Raw genomic sequence first — 17,185 nt, 5'->3', positions numbered from 1 at the left:
GAGACGCCGATCGACTTCAGCTCTTTGGCAAAGGACGGCGAGGTGCTCAGGGCAAGCGCCATCGCGGCGCCGGCGAGTGTGATCGTCTTCAACATTGGCTTCCTCCCTGGTCTATCTTCAATCCGGCACGGCAGACCAGTCGCCGTAACGGAATCTCGCGTCACACCCTACGCGCTCAGCTGCGCACCGGGCCTTTAGGTTCTGGCGGAGCCTTCAGGTTCTGGCGGAGCCTTGCAGCCGATAGCGATCCAGCGCCACGGCGCCGATGATCACCAGACCCTTGATCACATATTGCCAGATGTCGGAGACGCCGGTGAGGATCAGGCCGTTCGAGAGAACGGCGATGATCAGCGCGCCGACCAGTGTGCCCCAGATCGAGCCGATGCCCCCGACGAAAGAGGTGCCACCGAGGATGACCGCGGTGATGGCATCAAGTTCGTAGCTTTGTCCGAGCTGCAAGCCATTGGCCGCATAGAGCCGCGCCGCCTGCATGCCACCCCCGAGCCCAGCCAGCAATCCCGACACGCCATAGACGAAGATCAGGACGGCCCAGACCTTGATACCGGCAAGCCGCGCCGCGCTCTCATTGCCGCCCACGGCGTAGATGTGCACGCCGAGCACGGTCCGGCGCAGCACCAGCCACGAAAACAGGATGACGAGCAGAGCAATCACCGAGAGCCAGGGGATCGACACGACGCCCGGAACCAGTGTCAGTGAGCCGTTGCCGATGAAGGCGTAGGGAATGGATGGATTGAACACGGTGGTGTCGGCGCCGAGCAGCCGCGCCAGACCGCGCACCGCGGTGAGCGATCCCAGCGTGACGATGAACGGCGGCAGACGCAACAGCGCGATCAGCGCGCCATTGACGACGCCGAAGCCGAGCCCCGTGAGCACCGCAACCGGCAGCCACAGCGCGCTCAGCTCGGGCAGTTTCGAGATCGTCAGGCCCGCCATCGCCGCTGCTGCCAGAATCGAGCCGACCGAGAGGTCGATGCCGCCGGTGAGAATGACGAAAGTCATGCCCGCAGCAAGCACGGTGTTGACGGCCGCCTGTTGCAGGACGATGCCGAGATTTTGGCCGGTGAAGAAACGGCCCTCCGACAAATAGTGAAAGCCGATGCAGAGCAGCAGCAGTACCGGCAGCATGCCGAGTGCGCTGATCAGGGCCCTCACCCGCAGTCGTTTCGTCTCTGCGGCAGCACCATTGGTCGTTGGTGTGGGCTGGGCCTTCGAGGCTCCATTTTCAGGCATCGAGATGCTCCATCCCAGTCGCAAGCGCCATGATGTCTTCCTGTGTCAGCGGCGAAGTCGGGCCGCGCCTGACCTCGCCAGCGATATGCCCCGACCGCATGACCAGGACGCGATCGCAGATACCGATGATTTCAGGCAGATCGGACGAAATGACAAGAATCGCGGTGCCGGCCTTGGCGAGATTGTCGATGATCGAATAGATCTCCGACTTGGCGCCGACGTCAACGCCGCGCGTCGGCTCGTCCAGGATCAGCACCTTCGGGGCAATGGCAAGCAGCCGAGACAACAGCACCTTTTGCTGGTTGCCGCCGGACAGGCCACCTGCGGAGACGCCAACATTGGCGGCGCGGATACTGAGCCCCGTGAAGGCTCTGTTGGCGCGCTCGCGCGCCTTGTCGCGATCCAGGAACCAGCCAAGCTTCGCATCGCGCCCGAGCACCGCGAGGTTGATGTTGTCCAGACATGACATGTCGAGAAACAGGCCGAGCGCCTTCCTGTCCTCGGTCAGATAGGCGATGCCGGCCTCGAGCGCCTCGCCCGGGGTTCGGATGTCGATCGGGCGGCCTTCTAGCTCGAGATGTCCCGATGTTCTTGGCGCTGCGCCGATGATGAGTTGCGCAAGCTCGGTGCGGCCAGCACCGATCAGGCCGGCGAGCCCGACCACTTCGCCGGCGTGCACCGTGAGCGAGCAGCCCTTGACGCGCTGCCCGTCGGCCATATCGACCGCAGCGAGCACGGGGTGCCCCTTTCCGGCCCCGGGATCATGATCCTTTTTGTAGAAGGAGGAGACGTCGCGCCCGACCATCAGGCGGACGATGGTGTCGGCCCGGATATCCTGCTTGTCGAGCGAGCCGACCAGGCGTCCGTCGCGCAGCACGGTGACGCGGTCACCGAGCGCATAGACCTCGTCCATGCGGTGCGAGATGTAGATGATGGCGAGCCCCTCGGCGCGGAGCTGGCGGATCAGGGCAAACAGCCGCTCGCTCTCGCCGGCCGACAGCGCGGTGGTTGGCTCGTCCATGATCAGGATTTTTGACCTCGCGTGCAGCGCACGCGCGATCTCGACGAGCTGGCGCTGGCCCATGGAGAGATGCGCCACCAAGGTCGACGGCAGGAAATCCGCGCCCAGCCGCTCCAGGATCGGGCCAACGCCCTCGCGCATGGCGCCCCGCGCCAAAAATCCGGAACGGGACACCTCGCGACCGAGATAAATATTCTCCGCGACGCTCAAATTGGGGGCCAAAGACAGTTCCTGATAGATGATCGAGATGCCCGCGGCACGGCCGCCGAGCGGGCCTTCGATCCGCACCGGCTTGCCCTCGATGCGGATCTCGCCCCCGGCATCGGGCCGGTAGGCACCCGATAGAATTTTCATCAGGGTTGATTTACCGGCCCCGTTCTCCCCCATCAGCGCATGGATCTCGCCGGCATAGACGGTCAGGTCAACCGCACGCAGCGCCTTGATGCCGAAGAAGGATTTTGAGACCCCGCGCATCTCGAGGATCGGATCGTTCATCGTGCCTCCCGGCGCACAACGCGTTTCCCACCCGCGTCTCGTGTCCTGCCAGCGCGGTTCGGACATTAAACAAAAGGCCGCGGCGCACGGCAATACCGAACAGCGAGGAATGTGAAATTGAATGATGCTAGTGGCGCGGCCTGTATAATTCGCGCCACGCCGGTAGCCGCTCGGCATAGGCATCGACGAGCAGGCTTTCAGGTTCGAATGTCTCGATCCGTCGCGGTGGCGTGCAGACGGCCTCGACTGCCTCGCCCGTGACAGCAAGCCGCCCCAATCTCGCCGCACCGAACGCTGCACCGGTCTCGCCGTCGGCAAAGCGATGGACCGGAATATCCAGAACATTGGCCAGCACCGACAGCCAGAACCGGGATCGTGAACCGCCGCCGATGACGTCGGCTTCCGCAACCGCAATGCCGGCGTGAGCTAGCGCATCCCGGCAGTCAGCGAGCGCGAAGCCGACGCCCTCAAGCACGGCCTGCACGATCGTCGTGCGATCGGTGCCGTGGCTCAACCCGTCGAGCATGCCGCGCACGGCGGGGTCGTCGTGCGGGGTCCGCTCGCCCGCGAGATAAGGCAAGAAGTTCACGGTGGACGGCGCCTGCGGGCGCGGCCCAAGCGGCGCCAGCAGCTCGGCCTCGGCGACGCCGAACAGGCGCGCGATCCAGGCCAGGCAGGAGGCCGCCGAAAGGATCGCGCCGGCCTGAATCCACATTGCCGGGATCGCGTGACAGAAGGTGTGGACCACGCGGTCGGGGTTGGCGGCGATCGTGCTGGTCGGCGCCAGCAAGGCACCCGAGGTCCCCAACGAAATAAAGGCGTTTCCAGGCCTGATCGCGCCGATGCCGATGGCGCCCGCCGGATTGTCACCGGCGCCGCCCGCGATCATCGGCCGCTTAGTCATGCCCCAGCGCTGCGCGAGCTCGTTGCGCAATGTTGCCGCGGGCGCGCAGCCCTCGACCAGACGCGGCATGTGCGCGCGTGACAGGCCGGTCGCCGCCAATGCCGCATCCGACCAGTCCCGGCGCGCGGCGTCGAGCCACAGCGTGCCCGATGCATCCGAAACGTCCTCGATCGCTTCGCCCGTCAGCACCAGGCGCAGATAGGCCTTGGGAAGCAGGACGAGCTTCGTCGCCGCGAAAATCTCGGGCTCGTGCGCCGCGATCCAGAGCAGCTTGGGCGCGGTGAATCCCGGCATCGCCTTGTTGCCAGTTGTCGCACGCAAAGCGGGCCAGCGTTGTTCCAGAATGCGGCACTCCGCGGCGGACCGTCCGTCGTTCCACAGGATGCAGGGCCGCAACGGCTTTGCGCGCGCGTCAAGCAGCGTGGCGCCATGCATCTGGCCGGACAGTCCGATCCCTTCGACCGCCGCCAACTCTCTGGCATGCCTCGCCTGCAAGGCGTCCAGGGCGGCAAAAGCCGCGTCGATCCACTGCGCGGGATCCTGCTCGAAATAGCCTGATAGCGGCGAGGCGGACGTCAGCGCCCGGCTCTCGCTTGCAATCACGCGCTGGGCGCCGTCGACAAGAACAGTCTTGACCGCCGACGTGCCGAGATCGATGCCGAGATACATGGATGCTTACAATTGCTGGCGTCGAAATGGACGACGCGCGCCGCGACGTCGGGTCGTCCAATCAATCCAAGAAGGCTGATCGCGTCAAGGGACGCGCGCCTCCCAAGCTGATCATCGAGGCTGGACTAGCCCGCCTGTCGAACATTTCGAACCAGGTCTACCAGGCCCATATCGACCAACGTGCGGTGGAACCGGCGTTTCCGTTCGGAGGCCGACGCAAAGTAGGTTTGCCCGCAATCCTCAAGCAAGCTGGCGCGGGTCGAGAATATCGGATCGAGCGGGAGGCCTGCGCGTTGCAACGCCACAGTTCCAAGAAAGGCGATGTCGAGATCGGGGCCTCGTCCGGATCCGAATTGCTCGGGAGGGATGTTCAAGGCCTCCATCGCGTAAAATGTTTGGAACGCACGCCGCGCGTCGGCCGCGAGCTTTAGCTGCCGATCGATTCGATTGGTGAATACGGGTTGGTGATCGCCATAATGCACCACGAGAAGCGGGCGCTCTGGAAGGGTTTTTTCCAGCTTCAGCTTGAGCTTTTGCCAGGTTGAGGCGGTCTCCACCAGCCGCGCATAATACTCGGCGTATCTGCGATCAGGCAGGTGCGCCATAGCGAAAGCGCGCTCGCTTTCAAACTGTCCCGGCGCAACCAGGCGCCTGTCATGCGGGCCGTGATTGAAGTTGGTCAGCACGTACAGAAATCGAGGCGTTGCCGGATTGTCAGCAATGCTGCTTGCATAGCCGTCGATCACCGCCTCCAGGAACAACGCGTCGGAATTTGTCGCCTCGAAACGCCTGATATCGAACGGTGGCGGAATGTCGTCGATGAAAATGCGTTCGTTCATCCCGATCGAGCTGTAGAATTCATCATAGTTGAGAAAACTGCGACGACAGCTCGACATCAGCGTTGTCTGATAGCCGAGCGAGGCCAGCGAATGGGTGAGGCTGCTGTGGAATCGGCCTGCGCCCTTTCTGAAGAGCTGGTAGGCACTCGACCCGAAGCTTGCACTCGAAAGACCGGTCAGCAGGCTGAATTCAGACTGCCACGATCCGCCCCCGAAGATGTCCACGTTGAGGCACCCGTGTTCACCGTCTTCAGGGGACAGGAAGGCCTCGACGACGGGCTCAATCGGCAAGCCAAAAATGCGGGGGTCGAAAACCGATTCGTGCTGGATCACGATGATATCGGGAAAGCGGGTTGAGCGCGCCGGCACCGCCGCCCTGAGCGGCAGTGGCTCGATTGCGATGTCACTGAGCGTCAGCCGGCCGAACTGCTGCCAGGAAGCGGGGTCGACGAGCGAGGCCATGAAGCTCGAGTAGAAGCAGCGCGGCTGGGACAGCGTCAGCCGCCAAGACGACGCGCCTTTCGCCGCAAAGATGCTGGCGAAGCAAATGAGGGCGAGACCGAACAGGAGAATTCGAAGCTCGAACGAAATCGGAGATCCAGCGGCGTAGAACAAGACCGCGGCCGACGCAAAGGCGAGAAGGAAGCTTCCCACCAGAACACCCAACATCATGCGTGGGTATTGCGACACAAAAAATGGGACCGTCCCTGCGAACACGAGCGGCAAGTCGGACACCGTGAGTTTGAGTGCGCTGTGATCGAATTTGACGATCGATAGTCCGGCAATCGCGATCACCAGAAGGCAAGACAGCAGCACCGCCCTCTCAAGATCCGCAACGAAAATCAGCATCAGGGCGGCGGTAAATGACAGTGCGGCCATTGCAAACAGAAGCTGCTCGGCACTCCGTTCCGCCAGCACAACGAGGCCGATGGCTCCTACAATCGCCAAACCCAACAACATCGCGGCATGATGCTCTGAAAGCGCGACCTCTTCAATGAGGCTGAAGGCCTATTGACGCGGGTGCAGATCGCGGCTGCGGCTCACAAGTCCTCGATTCTGCGCGGGATGAGCTCGGTCCGCGTACTCACATCTTGACCGTCACCTTGCGGTTCTCACCGAGATTAGGTTTTTCGCCGGTCAATCTCGCCTTGGCAAACTCGAATGCCGCAACGGCGGAGCTCGCCGGTCCGTCCCACAATTCCGCGGTGAAAGGCTCGACCCGCAACAAAGATACGTCTGCATCGTTCGGGCCACCCGGCCACCACACCTCGTCGGTTTTTCGCCACACGGCCCTGGTCTTGTCGGGATCGCGCATGACCGAGGCGCGACCGGTGATCGACAGGTAGGCGTTGGCGCTCGAATCGATGAAGACCAGCCCGACATCGGGCGCGGCCTCGATTTCGTCCTCCTTGGGACTATGGAGGTCGGTTACGAAGAAAATCACGCCGGCATCGCGGTCGGGTCTCGCTTCAAGCGGCCGCGCACGCAGTCCATCGCCGAACTGCGTCGTCAGCATGCACACGCCGACGTTTTGGATAATGTCCCAGACGCGGTCGACAGGATCTTTCTTGCTCATAAGTTAAACCGAGCTGCAGTGTTCGAAGTGACCCGGTCCGGCGATCCGTGGTCATTTGCGACCGCATTGGAATTGCCGGCACAGCACATATGACAAACCGGAAACGGCCGATCCGTTCCTGATCGTGCCGGAACACCCGAGAAGGATCACTGCTGCGCGGCGCTGCGTCGAGCGGGCGCGATCGTGCTAAATCGTAGAACAATTTCGCGAAAAGGTTGGAGCGGGTGAAGGGAATCGAACCCTCGTATTCAGCTTGGAAGGCTGCTGCTCTACCATTGAGCTACACCCGCATCACGGGCTCCCTAACACGGCCGGGCGGCGGTCTCAACTGTCCAGGAGGCGGCTTTCGGCAGCGTTCCCGGGCCTTGGTGGATGGCCATCGTTGCTCCCCGGCCGCCTCCCCTTAACAAGCGCGGCGTTGCCGCCTATATTGATGTCTTCCGCAACCAACGAAAGGAGGTGATCCAGTGTCTCTTACCAAGCGCTGTCACCTCGCTGGGATCGCCCGCTAAGCTTTGAAAAGGGCTTGGCATCGGGGCGCTCTCGGCCCTGGACCAGCGAGCAAGAAATCGGGCGCGACGGGGCTCTCCCCGCCGCGCCTTTTTCGTTGCATCGGGTTCGTTGATATCGGGCGCGCCGCTCAGGCGGGCGGCTCGCCGGCGAGAATTTCGCGGATCTTCCGCGACAAGTCCGATTTCCGGTAAGGCTTCCTGAGCAGCGCCACGCCGGGATCGAGATGTCCCTCATGGACAATGGCGTCATCCGTGTAGCCGGAGGTGTAGAGCACCCTCACCCCGGGCTGGCGCAGCCGGACGGCTTCGGCCAATTCCCGCCCGTTCATGCCGCCGGGCATGATGATGTCGGTGAACAGGAGATCGAAGCTGGCGCCCTGCTCGACCAGCGCGAGCGCGGTTGCGCCATCGCTGGCGGTGAGCGTGCGATAACCGAGGCTGCCGAGCTGGGCGATGACATAGCCCTGCACCAGCGGATCATCCTCCACCACGAGGATTGTCTCGTGCCCGCGCGCCGCCACCGGCGCCTGCACCGGCCCCGTCCTGGCGGGCGCCTCGCCTGCCGATCGCGGCAGGAACAGCCGCATCACGGTGCCGCGGCCTTCTTCACTCTCGATCGCAACGGTGCCGCCGGTCTGCTTGGCGAAGCCGTAGACCATGCTCAGTCCAAGTCCGGTGCCGCGGCCAACCCCCTTGGTGGTGAAGAACGGTTCGAACACGCGGTCGCGGATGTCGGCCGGAATACCATGGCCGGTGTCGGCGACCGCGACCATGACGAACGGCCCGGTCTCGGCGTCGCCGTTGCCCGTCCCGTCGAGTTCCCGGTTGGCAGTTTCGATCGTGACCCTGCCGCCGCCCCGCATCGCATCGCGCGCATTGACGGCGAGGTTGACGATCGCCGACGAGAGCTGCGACGGATCGGCCATCGCGGGCCACGCATCGTCCGCGAGACGGGTCACGATCTCGACATGCTCGCCCAGGATCGGTTTCAAGAGCTTCGCCGTCTCCAGCACGAGAGCGTTGACGTCAATCTCGCGCGGCTCCAGCGGCTGACGACGCGCAAAGGTCAGCAATTGCGAGGTGATCTCCGCGCCGCGCGCGGCCGCATCGTCGATGAGCTGGGCGATCGCGGCAAGCTCAGGCTTGTCCGCAAGTCCCTCCTGGATGATCTCGATGGTGCCGGTGATGACGGTGAGCACGTTGTTGAAATCGTGCGCGACACCGCCGGTGAGCTGGCCGATCGCGTCCATCTTCTGCGACTGGCGAAGCCGCTCCTCGGTCTCGTGCTGCTCGGTGAGATCGGTGGCCGAACCGCGATAGCCCATGAAGCGCCCGTCCGCCGCGAACACCGGCTGGCCGTTGACGCTGAAATGGCGCGGGTGTCCGGTCGCATCGCGGCCGCGATATTCGAACTTGCGGAACGGCTCGTGACGATCCAGCGTCGCCAGGTGACCGTGCCATTTCTGCGGCTCGGCATCGCGGTCGAAGGCGGCATCCGAACGGCGCCTGCCGATCAGGGCCTTGTGGTCCATGCCGAAAGCATCGGCTCGATCCGAAATGTAGGTGAACACGTGATCCGGTCCGGTCTCCCAGAACCAGTCGGATGCGGTCTCGGCATAGTCGCGGAAGCGCTGCTCGCTCGCGCGTGCATCCTCCTCCGCGCGTCTGCGAATATTCAGGTCACGCTCGAGAGTCCCGTTGGCCTCGCGCAGCTCGCCATAGGCACGTTCGAGGTTGGCGCACATCGCGTGGAAGGCATCGATCACCTTGTCCAGCTCGTCCGGATCGCGAGGCGGCCGGCGATCGAGGTGCAAAGGCGGCGGCGGCCGTCCGAGGCTGTATTTGCCGACGAACTCGGCGATCGCAACGAGGTGCCGCGTCACGAGCAGATGAAACATGTAGATGATGAACAGGGAAACGAGGAACGTCTTTGCTGCCTGGCTTGCCAGAATGACGAGCGCCCTGTTCAGCAATTGCTGATAGACCTCGGCTAGCGTGGCCTCGACCCGCAGCGTGCCGATCGCGCGCGAGGTCCCCTGCACCATGGTGGTCAGCGGAAATTCCCGGGTCATGACCGAACGGGTATTTCGCTCGCCGACTTCGACGCGGATCGGATTGGGCCGATCGGCGACCTCGCGGATCTCTGCCGCACGGATATCAGGCAGCCGCAGAATGCCGTCGAGCTGGAGCTTGAGCTGGTTCTGATCGAGATTCCACAGACTCTCTCCGAGGCTGCCCGTCGTGCTCCGGCCGATCTCGTCGAGCCGCGTCGCGATCAGTCCGATCTCGCGATCGTAATCCAGATAGAGTTGAAGCGCGGTCAGTGTCAGCGTCACGACGGATGAGAACAGCAGCACGGCCGCCAGCAAGCGGGGCCCGATGCCGCTGCGCGACCAGTTGAACATCCGTGACAGCAGCGCCGCGAACATCGGCGGCGTGAGTGCGGGGCCAATGCCGGTCAAATCCTGCTTCGCTGTCGCCGGCACAACGGCGCGGCCGCGCTTGGGATCCTCGTTACCTGCACCTGCGCTGCCCATGCACCACGTCCCCGAAAATGGCGATACCCTGCTCGGCTGCCGACCGCAGCCGCGAGCAAGTTCAACGATCGAGACTCTGCCTCAGCGCGCGATGCGCGCAGTGATCCTGTCGGCCCATGGGCGGCTTGAGGTCGGCGGGGTCATATGTTGCGCCCAGCGACAGGAATCTCGCGCAAACTACCATCTCGCATGCTAGAATGACATCGGTGAAAGTCCGGAATCGCCCGCTCGGCGGGCGCGCTGTGAGCGTTGCGGCCCAGCGCAAGCGCCATCTCCGGTAGATCACGCGGGCATCTGAATCCAGTAGTGGCATGCGCGCCAGAAGGCATGCCGAGGGAGACGCGTCATGTGGCGGATAGTCATTGTCTGTCTGTCGCTGCTCGCAGCCGGGCCGTTGCAGGCGCAAGAGGTCATCTGGCTGGCGCGCATCGCCGATATCCCGGATCAATATGTCGGCGGCGAGATGCTGCGTGCCGTCTACGCCAAGCTGAACATCAAGCTCGAGTTTGAGGATGTCCCCGGCAAGCGTGCGCTCGCGCTGTCGAGCGCCGGCGAGGTCGACGGCGAGATCCAGCGGATCGGAACGCTCTCGCGCGACTACCCGACGCTGATCCAGGTGAGGCCCGCGATCAATTACATCGAGCCCGCCGTCTTTACCGCAAAACTTCATTTCGATGTCGACGGCTGGAATTCGATCAGGGACTACAGCATCGGCATCGTCCGCGGCGTCGGCTCGTCGGAAGCCGGTACGCGCGGCATGACCCGCGTCACGGCGACCACGAGCCTCGACAACATGGTCAGCATGCTCGATGCCGACCGGTTCGACGTGATGGTCACCGACCTGTTCAGCGGACTGGTCGCGGTCCGCAAACTCAACTTGCAGGCCAGGATCTACCCGCTCTCCCCGCCGCTCGAGCGCATCCGCATCTACCATTACCTGCACGAGCGCCATCGCGATCTGGTGCCGAAGGTCGGCAAGGTGATCGAGCAGATGGAGGCGAGCGGCGAGTTGGCAACGCTGCGCGAGAGCATCGTCAAGCAGGTCCTGAGCGCGCCCTGACGCAGCCTGATCGATCGGGTTCCGGCATCGCTTGTTCGCAACCCTGACCACGTAATATTTTGTGCCTCGTCGTTGTCGGGTTTGGCTGCGCCGATACGTCCTTTGGGCCCGCGCAAGCCAAAACAACGAGGTGACGATGTTCTACGCCATCCTGGCCTACCATGTGGAAGACGAGGTCATGTCCTGGACGGCCGAGGAGGACGCGACCGTCATGGCCAACTTGAGCGCCGTCCGCGAGCCGCTACGGGCCAAGGGCCATTTCGGGCCGACCGCCCGGCTCGACGAGACCCGCAAGGCTCGCACGCTCCGCGGGCCGGGTGCGGGAATCGTGCTGGACGGCCCCTTCGCCGAGACCAAGGAGCAGCTTCTCGGCTTCTACATCATGGAGTTCGACAGCGACGACGGCGCGGTTGCAGCGGCGCGCGAGCTGCGCAAGGCCAATCCGAGCGCGGTTTACGAGATCCGCCCGATCAGGCTTTTCCTGCCCGCCGATGGGTTCGGCGCCACGCCGCCAGGCAAATAAGCGCCGGACTTGCGTGTCCGTGCCCGCCCGGCGCGGGGCCACAAAGTCCCAGCCCCGGTTCCACCGCGCCGCATTGCGATTCGCAAGCAAATCGCCGACCCTCGCCGTTTCACCGGGGCGATTCGTGGCGTCATATCTGGACACGCTCAATGCGGAGCAGCGCCGCGCCGTGGAGCACGGCGTGGCCGATGGCGCGACCGTGGGCGGGCCTCTGCTCGTCATTGCAGGCGCGGGCTCCGGCAAGACCAACACGCTGGCCCACCGCGTCGCACATCTGATCGTTGCGGGCGGCGATCCGCGCCGCATCCTGCTGATGACGTTTTCGCGCCGCGCGGCGGCTGAAATGGCCGGCCGGGTCGAGCGCATCGCCCGCAAAGTGCTCGGCGAAAACAATGCCGCGATCATGCGCGACGCACTCACCTGGGCGGGCACCTTCCACGGCATCGGCGCGCGGCTGTTGCGCGAATATGCCGAGCGGATCGGCGTCGACCCCGCCTTCACCATCCACGATCGTGAGGATTCCGCCGACCTGATCAACCTGGTCCGGCACGAGCGCGGCCTGTCGAAGACCGAGAGCCGCTTTCCGGCCAAGGGCACCTGTCTTGCGATCTACTCGCGCTGCGTCAATGCCGAGATGGAGATCGAGAAGGTGCTCGGCCAGCACTATCCCTGGTGTGCGGGCTGGGCGGCCGAGCTGAAGGGCCTGTTCGCGGCCTATGTCGAGGCCAAGCAGGCCCAGCACGTGCTCGATTACGACGACCTCCTGCTCTACTGGTCGCAGATGATGAGCGACGCGCTGATCGCCGAAGAGATCGGCGGTCGCTTCGATCACGTGCTGGTCGACGAATACCAGGACACCAACCGCCTGCAATCCTCGATCCTGCTGGCGCTGAAGCCGGATGGACGCGGCCTTACCGTGGTCGGCGATGACGCGCAGTCGATCTACTCGTTCCGCGCGGCCACCGTGCGCAACATCCTGGACTTCCCGCAAAGCTTTTCGCCGCGCGCGGACATCATCACGCTCGACCGCAACTACCGCTCGACGCAACCCGTGCTGGCGGCGGCCAACGGCGTGATCGGGCTGGCGCGCGAGCGCTTCACCAAGAATCTCTGGACCGACCGCGCCTCCTCGCAAAAGCCGCAGCTCGTGACCGTGCACGACGAGGCCGACCAGGCCCGCTACATCGTCGACGAAGTGCTGGCCAACCGCGAGCAAGGCGCGCTGCTCAAACACCAGGCGGTGCTGTTCCGGACGTCGTCGCATTCGGGGCCGCTGGAGATCGAGCTGACCCGCCGCAACATCCCCTTTGTGAAATTCGGCGGGCTGAAATTCCTCGACGCCGCGCACGTCAAGGACGTGCTGGCGCTGCTGCGCTTCGCCGAAAATCCGCGCGACCGCGTCGCAGGCTTTCGCATCCTGCATCTGTTGCCGGGCATTGGCCCCGCGACTGCGCAACGCGTGCTCGACCAGATGGCCGAGAGCCCCGATCCGATTGCCGCGCTCAGCCAGCTGCCGGCGCCGCCGCGCACCGGCGCGGACTGGACCGACTTCGCCCGCACGGTCGAAAACCTCCGCTATTCGGAATGGCCGGCCGATCTCGAGCGTGTGCGGCTGTGGTACGAGCCGCATCTCGATCGCCTCCACGAGGATTCCGAAACGCGCCGCGCCGATCTGATGCAGCTCGAGCAGATCGCAAGCGGCTATGCCTCGCGCGAAAAATTCCTGACCGAGCTCACGCTTGATCCGCCGGATGCGACCAGCGACAAATCCGGGGCACCCTTGCGCGACGAGGACTATCTGATCCTCTCCACCATCCACTCCGCCAAGGGGCAGGAGTGGAAATCGCTGTTCGTGCTCAACGTCGTCGACGGCTGCATGCCCTCGGATCTCGGCGCCGGCACCAGCGCCGAGCTGGAGGAAGAGCGGCGGCTACTCTATGTCGCAATGACCCGCGCCAAGGACGATCTGCACCTCGTCGTGCCGCAGCGCTTCTTCGTTCACGGCCAGGCCGCGAGGGGCGACCGCCACGTCTACGCCTCGCGCACCCGCTTCATCCCGGAGCAGGTGGTCCATCTGTTCGAGCGCACCGCATGGCCGAAGGCCGCCGCAGGCGCCGCCCGCACCGCGGCGCAGGGCCCCAAGGTCGATATCGGCGCACGGATGCGGGGGATGTGGCGGTAGGTCGGCAAACAGAAACCGAGCATTTCCGAATGTCGGCCTTGTGAGGCAGCAGTCACCTACTACCTCTCGCCCATCTTCCCCACAGAGACCTGATCGATGACCGCACCGCTCGAATTCGGACTAGATACCTTTGGCGATGTCACCAGGGATGCATCGGGCGCCATGCTTGCGCATGCGCAGGTGATCCGCAACGTCGTCGACGAAGCGGTGCTGGCCGACGAGCTCGGGCTCGATTTCATTGGGCTTGGCGAACATCACCGCGCCGATTTCGCGATCTCATCGCCCGAGACCGTGCTGGCCGCAATTGCCGCGCGCACCAGACGCATCCATCTCGGCTCGGCCGTAACGGTGTTGAGCTCCGACGATCCGATCCGCGTCTTCCAGCGCTTTGCCACGCTGGACGCGCTGTCGAACGGGCGCGCCGAGGTGATCCTCGGCCGCGGCTCGTTCACGGAATCATTTCCGCTGTTCGGCTTCGACCTGCGGGCCTACGAGGCGCTGTTCGAGGAGAAGCTCGACCTGTTCGCGGCACTGTTGTCGCAGCAGCCGGTGACATGGGAGGGCAAGCTGCGCCCGCCGTTGAAAGACCAGCTGGTCTATCCCCCGGTCGAGAATGGCCCGCTCAAAACCTGGATCGGCGTCGGCGGCAGCCCGCAATCGGTGGTGCGCGCCGCGCATTACGACCTGCCTCTGATGCTCGCCATCATCGGCGGCGATCCCACGCGCTTTGCGCCCTATGTCGATCTCTATCACCGTGCCTTCAAGGAATTCGGCCGGCCCGCACAACCGATCGGCGTGCACTCGCCCGGCTATGTCGCGGACACCGACGCACAGGCACGCGAAGAGCTATGGCCGGACTACAAGGCCATGCGCGACCGCATCGGCAAGGAGCGCGGCTGGCCGCCGATGGGCCGCGACGAGTTCGTCAGCGAAGCCGAGCACGGCTCGCTCTATGTCGGTTCGCCCGAGACGGTCGCGCGCAAGATCGCCAAGACGGCGAAGGCGCTCGGGATTTCGCGGTTTCAACTGAAATATTCGGCGGGCCCGCTGCCGCACGAGAAGCTGATGCGGAGCATCGAGCTTTACGGGCGGAAGGTAGTGCCAATGGTGCGGGAGATGGTGGGTTGAGCGGGTGGGTCGGCTTGCCCAGCCGTAGCTCGCGAAGCGAGCGAAGGATGGTGGGGGAGGCAGGACTCGAACCTGCGAAGCCATAAGGCGGCTGATTTACAGTCAGCTCCCTTTGCCACTCGGGACACTCCCCCGCTCGACGGCAGCACAATCGGGCCGGACCTTGCCGGCGGACCGAAGACGGCCATGGAGACGTGAAAACCGCGACAGCCCGGATGTAGGGGTGGCGGTCGGGCGCGTTTATGGGGGAAGCGGTGGGGCAAAGTCAACCAAGGCGAACAGCTAAAATCGCCGCCTTGGACGCCCAAATTGCCATATTCCGAGACCCATGACACAAGCGAGCCCATGAAGGATCGAAAATTCATCCCCAAGGGCCCCCGGGGCGGGGCTAAGCCCTTCAACCGACCGGGAAAATCGACCGGCCGGCCGGCTTGGCGCGACCGCGATTCGCATCCCGACGGGCCCGTCATCCTCTATGGTTGGCACACCGTCACCATGGCGCTTGCCAACCCGCAGCGGCAAATCCGCAAGCTGACGCTGACCGAGAACGCCGCCCGCCGTCTGGCGGATGAAAACATCGAGACCCGTATCGCGCCGGAGATCGTCCGGCCGCAGGAGATCGACCGGCTGCTGTCACCCGATGCCGTGCACCAGGGCCTGCTTGCCGAGGCCGATCCCCTGCCCTCGCCTGACATCGAGACGTTGGCGCAGGAAGGCATGGTGCTGGTGCTGGATCAGATCACCGATCCGCACAATGTCGGGGCGATCCTGCGCTCGGCCGCGGCGTTTGCGGTCAAGGCGATCGTCACCACCGCCCGCCACAGTCCCGAAGCGACCGGCGTGCTGGCAAAAGCCGCCTCCGGCGCGCTCGAGCTCGTGCCGATGATCACCGTGCAGAACCTCGCCCGCGCGCTGAACGAGCTGAACGACAGCGGCTTCCAGACCGTCGGCCTGGACAGCGAAGGCAGCGAAGACCTCAGCGACGTCGCGCTACGCGAGCCGCTCGCGCTGGTTCTGGGAGCTGAAGGCAAGGGTCTGCGGCAATTGACGCGCGACACATGCAGCGTCGTCGCGCGGCTCGACCTGCCCGGCGAGATCAAGAGCCTCAACGTGTCCAACGCCGCCGTGCTTTCGCTCTATGTCGGCGCGAGCCGGCTCGGACTGATGAAGCGATAGCAAAGCAAAACGCCCGTCCGCGTGATGCGAACGGGCGTTTCCGAACTCAACTCAACCGATCAGGCGATCAGTAATAGCGGCGCAGCACGCGATGGCCGCCATAGTACGGAACGTGGCGGGGCGCGTAGCCATAACGCGGGCCATAGCCGTAATGCGGACGCGGCAGGTAGCTGTAGCGCGGACCGTAGCCATAGCGATGCGGACGATAATACGACCGGCGATAGGGATAGGCTGCCGGCCCTTCGACCGCGGCAGCGCCGCGATAGCCGTAGCCGTAACCGCGGCCATAGCCGTACTCAGCGGGCGCAACGACCGCATCCTCACGATAGGTCGGGTACGGCGCGAACGAGCCCGGGCCGGTATAGGTCGGGCCCTGATTGACATAATAGTACTGGCTCGTCGGCTCGGCGAGGCGCTCATAGCCATAACCAACGCCGTAGCCGCCGCAGCCGGTGTTACAGCCGGAATAGACCGGCGCAACCGGCTGGCACGGATTGAACCCGCAGGCCATGGCCGGCGCGGCCCCTGCGATCATCACGGCAGCCGCCGCGACCAGTCCCGAAATCATCTGACGCATTACTCTCTCCTGTTGATTTCCGTTTCGTTGGATTTGACGTTTGTTAACCGCGTGGCTCGTCGTGATCGGGCAGCTTGGCGGGCCCCTCGGCACGTGGCCGTCGCCGATGGTGCTGCGGATCGACGTTGATCTCGGGTGCAAGGATCACCGGCGGCGGGTTGATGGGGACATCCATCTGCGCCGGTAGCGGCGCGGAATGCGCGCCCCAGCTCTGGTGATAGCTCTCGGCCGGCTGCGGCAATTTGCGTTTCGCGGGCGGCTCGACCTCGAGCCGGCCATAGCCGGGCTGCAAACCCATGCTCGGATAATAGTGGCCGACATCGGAAGGCTGCCGCTCGGCGATATAGCGCCCGCCATAGATCGTGGGCTGCACCTGGACGTTCTTGCCCAGGCCCCAGACGCCTTCGACGACGGTATAGGATGCGTCGATGCCATTGATGATGATGGGAACGCCGGGACGGCCGGGCACGACGATATCGAAGCCGCCACCGGCGAAAGCCGTCGCGGGCAGTCCGATCAGAAAGGCCGTAAGCGCCAGAGCGCGCATGGAAGGGTTCCGGTTGTCCGGAACAGAACTATCCGATCGCGACGCAGAGAGGGTTAAAGCCGCTTGACCAAATGCCGGTAAGCCTAATGCGCAAGGGGCGATAGCAGCTCAAATGCTCTCAAGCGCACTAGTGAAGCGTTAACGGCGGAACCCTTGGACGCGCTCACATCCGTTTGACCGCCGGCGCG

Annotated in this window: 13 protein-coding genes and 2 tRNA genes; 5 read left to right on the top strand and 10 right to left on the bottom strand. The window is 64.3% G+C overall.

Features of this window, described 5'->3' with window-relative positions; genetic code table 11:
- Positions 1-213 precede the first annotated feature (213 nt).
- From AC0L2O_RS27565 to AC0L2O_RS27535, 7 genes are all read right to left on the bottom strand, one after another.
- Complete coding sequence (locus AC0L2O_RS27565) at positions 214-1,251, bottom strand: ABC transporter permease subunit (RefSeq protein WP_473371934.1); 1,038 nt, start codon at positions 1,249-1,251, stop codon at positions 214-216.
- Positions 1,244-2,767 (bottom strand): sugar ABC transporter ATP-binding protein, encoded by a 1,524-nt coding sequence (locus AC0L2O_RS27560; RefSeq protein WP_369723050.1) that lies wholly within the window; start codon positions 2,765-2,767, stop codon positions 1,244-1,246. Before AC0L2O_RS27560 ends, AC0L2O_RS27565 begins: the two co-directional genes overlap by 8 nt.
- 127 nt (positions 2,768-2,894) lie before the next feature.
- On the bottom strand, positions 2,895-4,340 hold the full coding sequence (gene xylB, locus AC0L2O_RS27555) for a xylulokinase (RefSeq protein WP_473371933.1): 1,446 nt from the start codon (positions 4,338-4,340) through the stop codon (positions 2,895-2,897).
- Positions 4,341-4,465: 125 nt separating this feature from the next.
- Positions 4,466-6,139, bottom strand: a complete 1,674-nt coding sequence (locus tag AC0L2O_RS27550; RefSeq protein WP_473371932.1) for a sulfatase-like hydrolase/transferase — start codon at positions 6,137-6,139, stop codon at positions 4,466-4,468.
- A gap of 124 nt (positions 6,140-6,263) precedes the next feature.
- Positions 6,264-6,755, bottom strand: coding sequence for a pyridoxamine 5'-phosphate oxidase family protein (locus tag AC0L2O_RS27545; RefSeq protein ID WP_473371931.1), 492 nt, complete (start codon positions 6,753-6,755; stop codon positions 6,264-6,266).
- 216 nt (positions 6,756-6,971) lie between these two features.
- A tRNA-Gly gene (locus AC0L2O_RS27540) sits at positions 6,972-7,045 on the bottom strand.
- Positions 7,046-7,395: 350 nt separating this feature from the next.
- The gene (locus AC0L2O_RS27535; protein ID WP_473371930.1) at positions 7,396-9,804 is read right to left on the bottom strand and encodes an ATP-binding protein; all 2,409 of its coding nucleotides are present in this window, start codon (positions 9,802-9,804) and stop codon (positions 7,396-7,398) included.
- 346 nt (positions 9,805-10,150) lie between these two features.
- Between AC0L2O_RS27535 and AC0L2O_RS27530 the strand changes: the two genes are divergently transcribed.
- From AC0L2O_RS27530 to AC0L2O_RS27515, 4 genes are all read left to right on the top strand, one after another.
- Positions 10,151-10,864: a substrate-binding periplasmic protein gene (locus AC0L2O_RS27530; protein WP_473371929.1), complete on the top strand. Its 714-nt coding sequence runs from the start codon at positions 10,151-10,153 to the stop codon at positions 10,862-10,864.
- A 136-nt stretch (positions 10,865-11,000) separates the two neighbouring features.
- A complete protein-coding gene (locus AC0L2O_RS27525) occupies positions 11,001-11,387 on the top strand; it encodes a YciI family protein (protein ID WP_473371928.1) in 387 nt (128 codons plus the stop codon).
- 124 nt (positions 11,388-11,511) lie between these two features.
- Positions 11,512-13,569 carry an ATP-dependent helicase gene (locus AC0L2O_RS27520; RefSeq protein ID WP_473371927.1) on the top strand — a complete coding sequence of 686 codons (2,058 nt, stop codon included), beginning with the start codon at positions 11,512-11,514 and terminating at the stop codon, positions 13,567-13,569.
- Positions 13,570-13,665: 96 nt separating this feature from the next.
- Positions 13,666-14,697, top strand: a complete 1,032-nt coding sequence (locus AC0L2O_RS27515) for an LLM class flavin-dependent oxidoreductase (RefSeq protein ID WP_473371926.1) — start codon at positions 13,666-13,668, stop codon at positions 14,695-14,697.
- 48 nt (positions 14,698-14,745) lie between these two features.
- Here AC0L2O_RS27515 and AC0L2O_RS27510 read toward each other — a convergent pair.
- Positions 14,746-14,831: transfer RNA gene (locus tag AC0L2O_RS27510), tRNA-Tyr, on the bottom strand.
- A 211-nt stretch (positions 14,832-15,042) separates the two neighbouring features.
- Here AC0L2O_RS27510 and rlmB point away from each other — a divergent pair.
- Complete coding sequence (gene rlmB / locus AC0L2O_RS27505) at positions 15,043-15,873, top strand: 23S rRNA (guanosine(2251)-2'-O)-methyltransferase RlmB (RefSeq protein ID WP_473371925.1); 831 nt, start codon at positions 15,043-15,045, stop codon at positions 15,871-15,873.
- Between the two features lie 67 nt (positions 15,874-15,940).
- On the opposite strand, the gene AC0L2O_RS27500 is transcribed toward rlmB, so the two are convergent.
- Both AC0L2O_RS27500 and AC0L2O_RS27495 read right to left on the bottom strand, forming a co-directional pair.
- Positions 15,941-16,450 carry a hypothetical protein gene (locus tag AC0L2O_RS27500; RefSeq protein WP_369723032.1) on the bottom strand — a complete coding sequence of 170 codons (510 nt, stop codon included), beginning with the start codon at positions 16,448-16,450 and terminating at the stop codon, positions 15,941-15,943.
- A gap of 43 nt (positions 16,451-16,493) precedes the next feature.
- A complete protein-coding gene (locus tag AC0L2O_RS27495) occupies positions 16,494-16,997 on the bottom strand; it encodes a hypothetical protein (protein ID WP_369723031.1) in 504 nt (167 codons plus the stop codon).
- Positions 16,998-17,185: the final 188 nt, after the last annotated feature.

It is taken from the genome of Bradyrhizobium sp. Kon10, from assembly GCF_055807395.1.
The sequence above is the reverse complement of the archived record's forward strand: the minus strand, read 5'-3'. Positions and strand labels throughout refer to the sequence as shown.

Bases quoted from the DNA above. Each gene is read 5' to 3' on its own strand.
- AC0L2O_RS27565 (WP_473371934.1), bottom strand. From the start codon at position 1,251: ATGCCTGAAAATGGAGCCTCGAAGGCCCAGCCCACACCAACGACCAAT.
- AC0L2O_RS27560 (WP_369723050.1), bottom strand. From the start codon at position 2,767: ATGAACGATCCGATCCTCGAGATGCGCGGGGTCTCAAAATCCTTCTTC.
- xylB (WP_473371933.1), bottom strand. From the start codon at position 4,340: ATGTATCTCGGCATCGATCTCGGCACGTCGGCGGTCAAGACTGTTCTT.
- AC0L2O_RS27550 (WP_473371932.1), bottom strand. From the start codon at position 6,139: ATGTTGTTGGGTTTGGCGATTGTAGGAGCCATCGGCCTCGTTGTGCTG.
- AC0L2O_RS27545 (WP_473371931.1), bottom strand. From the start codon at position 6,755: ATGAGCAAGAAAGATCCTGTCGACCGCGTCTGGGACATTATCCAAAAC.
- AC0L2O_RS27535 (WP_473371930.1), bottom strand. From the start codon at position 9,804: ATGGGCAGCGCAGGTGCAGGTAACGAGGATCCCAAGCGCGGCCGCGCC.
- AC0L2O_RS27530 (WP_473371929.1), top strand. From the start codon at position 10,151: ATGTGGCGGATAGTCATTGTCTGTCTGTCGCTGCTCGCAGCCGGGCCG.
- AC0L2O_RS27525 (WP_473371928.1), top strand. From the start codon at position 11,001: ATGTTCTACGCCATCCTGGCCTACCATGTGGAAGACGAGGTCATGTCC.
- AC0L2O_RS27515 (WP_473371926.1), top strand. From the start codon at position 13,666: ATGACCGCACCGCTCGAATTCGGACTAGATACCTTTGGCGATGTCACC.
- rlmB (WP_473371925.1), top strand. From the start codon at position 15,043: ATGAAGGATCGAAAATTCATCCCCAAGGGCCCCCGGGGCGGGGCTAAG.
- AC0L2O_RS27500 (WP_369723032.1), bottom strand. From the start codon at position 16,450: ATGCGTCAGATGATTTCGGGACTGGTCGCGGCGGCTGCCGTGATGATC.
- AC0L2O_RS27495 (WP_369723031.1), bottom strand. From the start codon at position 16,997: ATGCGCGCTCTGGCGCTTACGGCCTTTCTGATCGGACTGCCCGCGACG.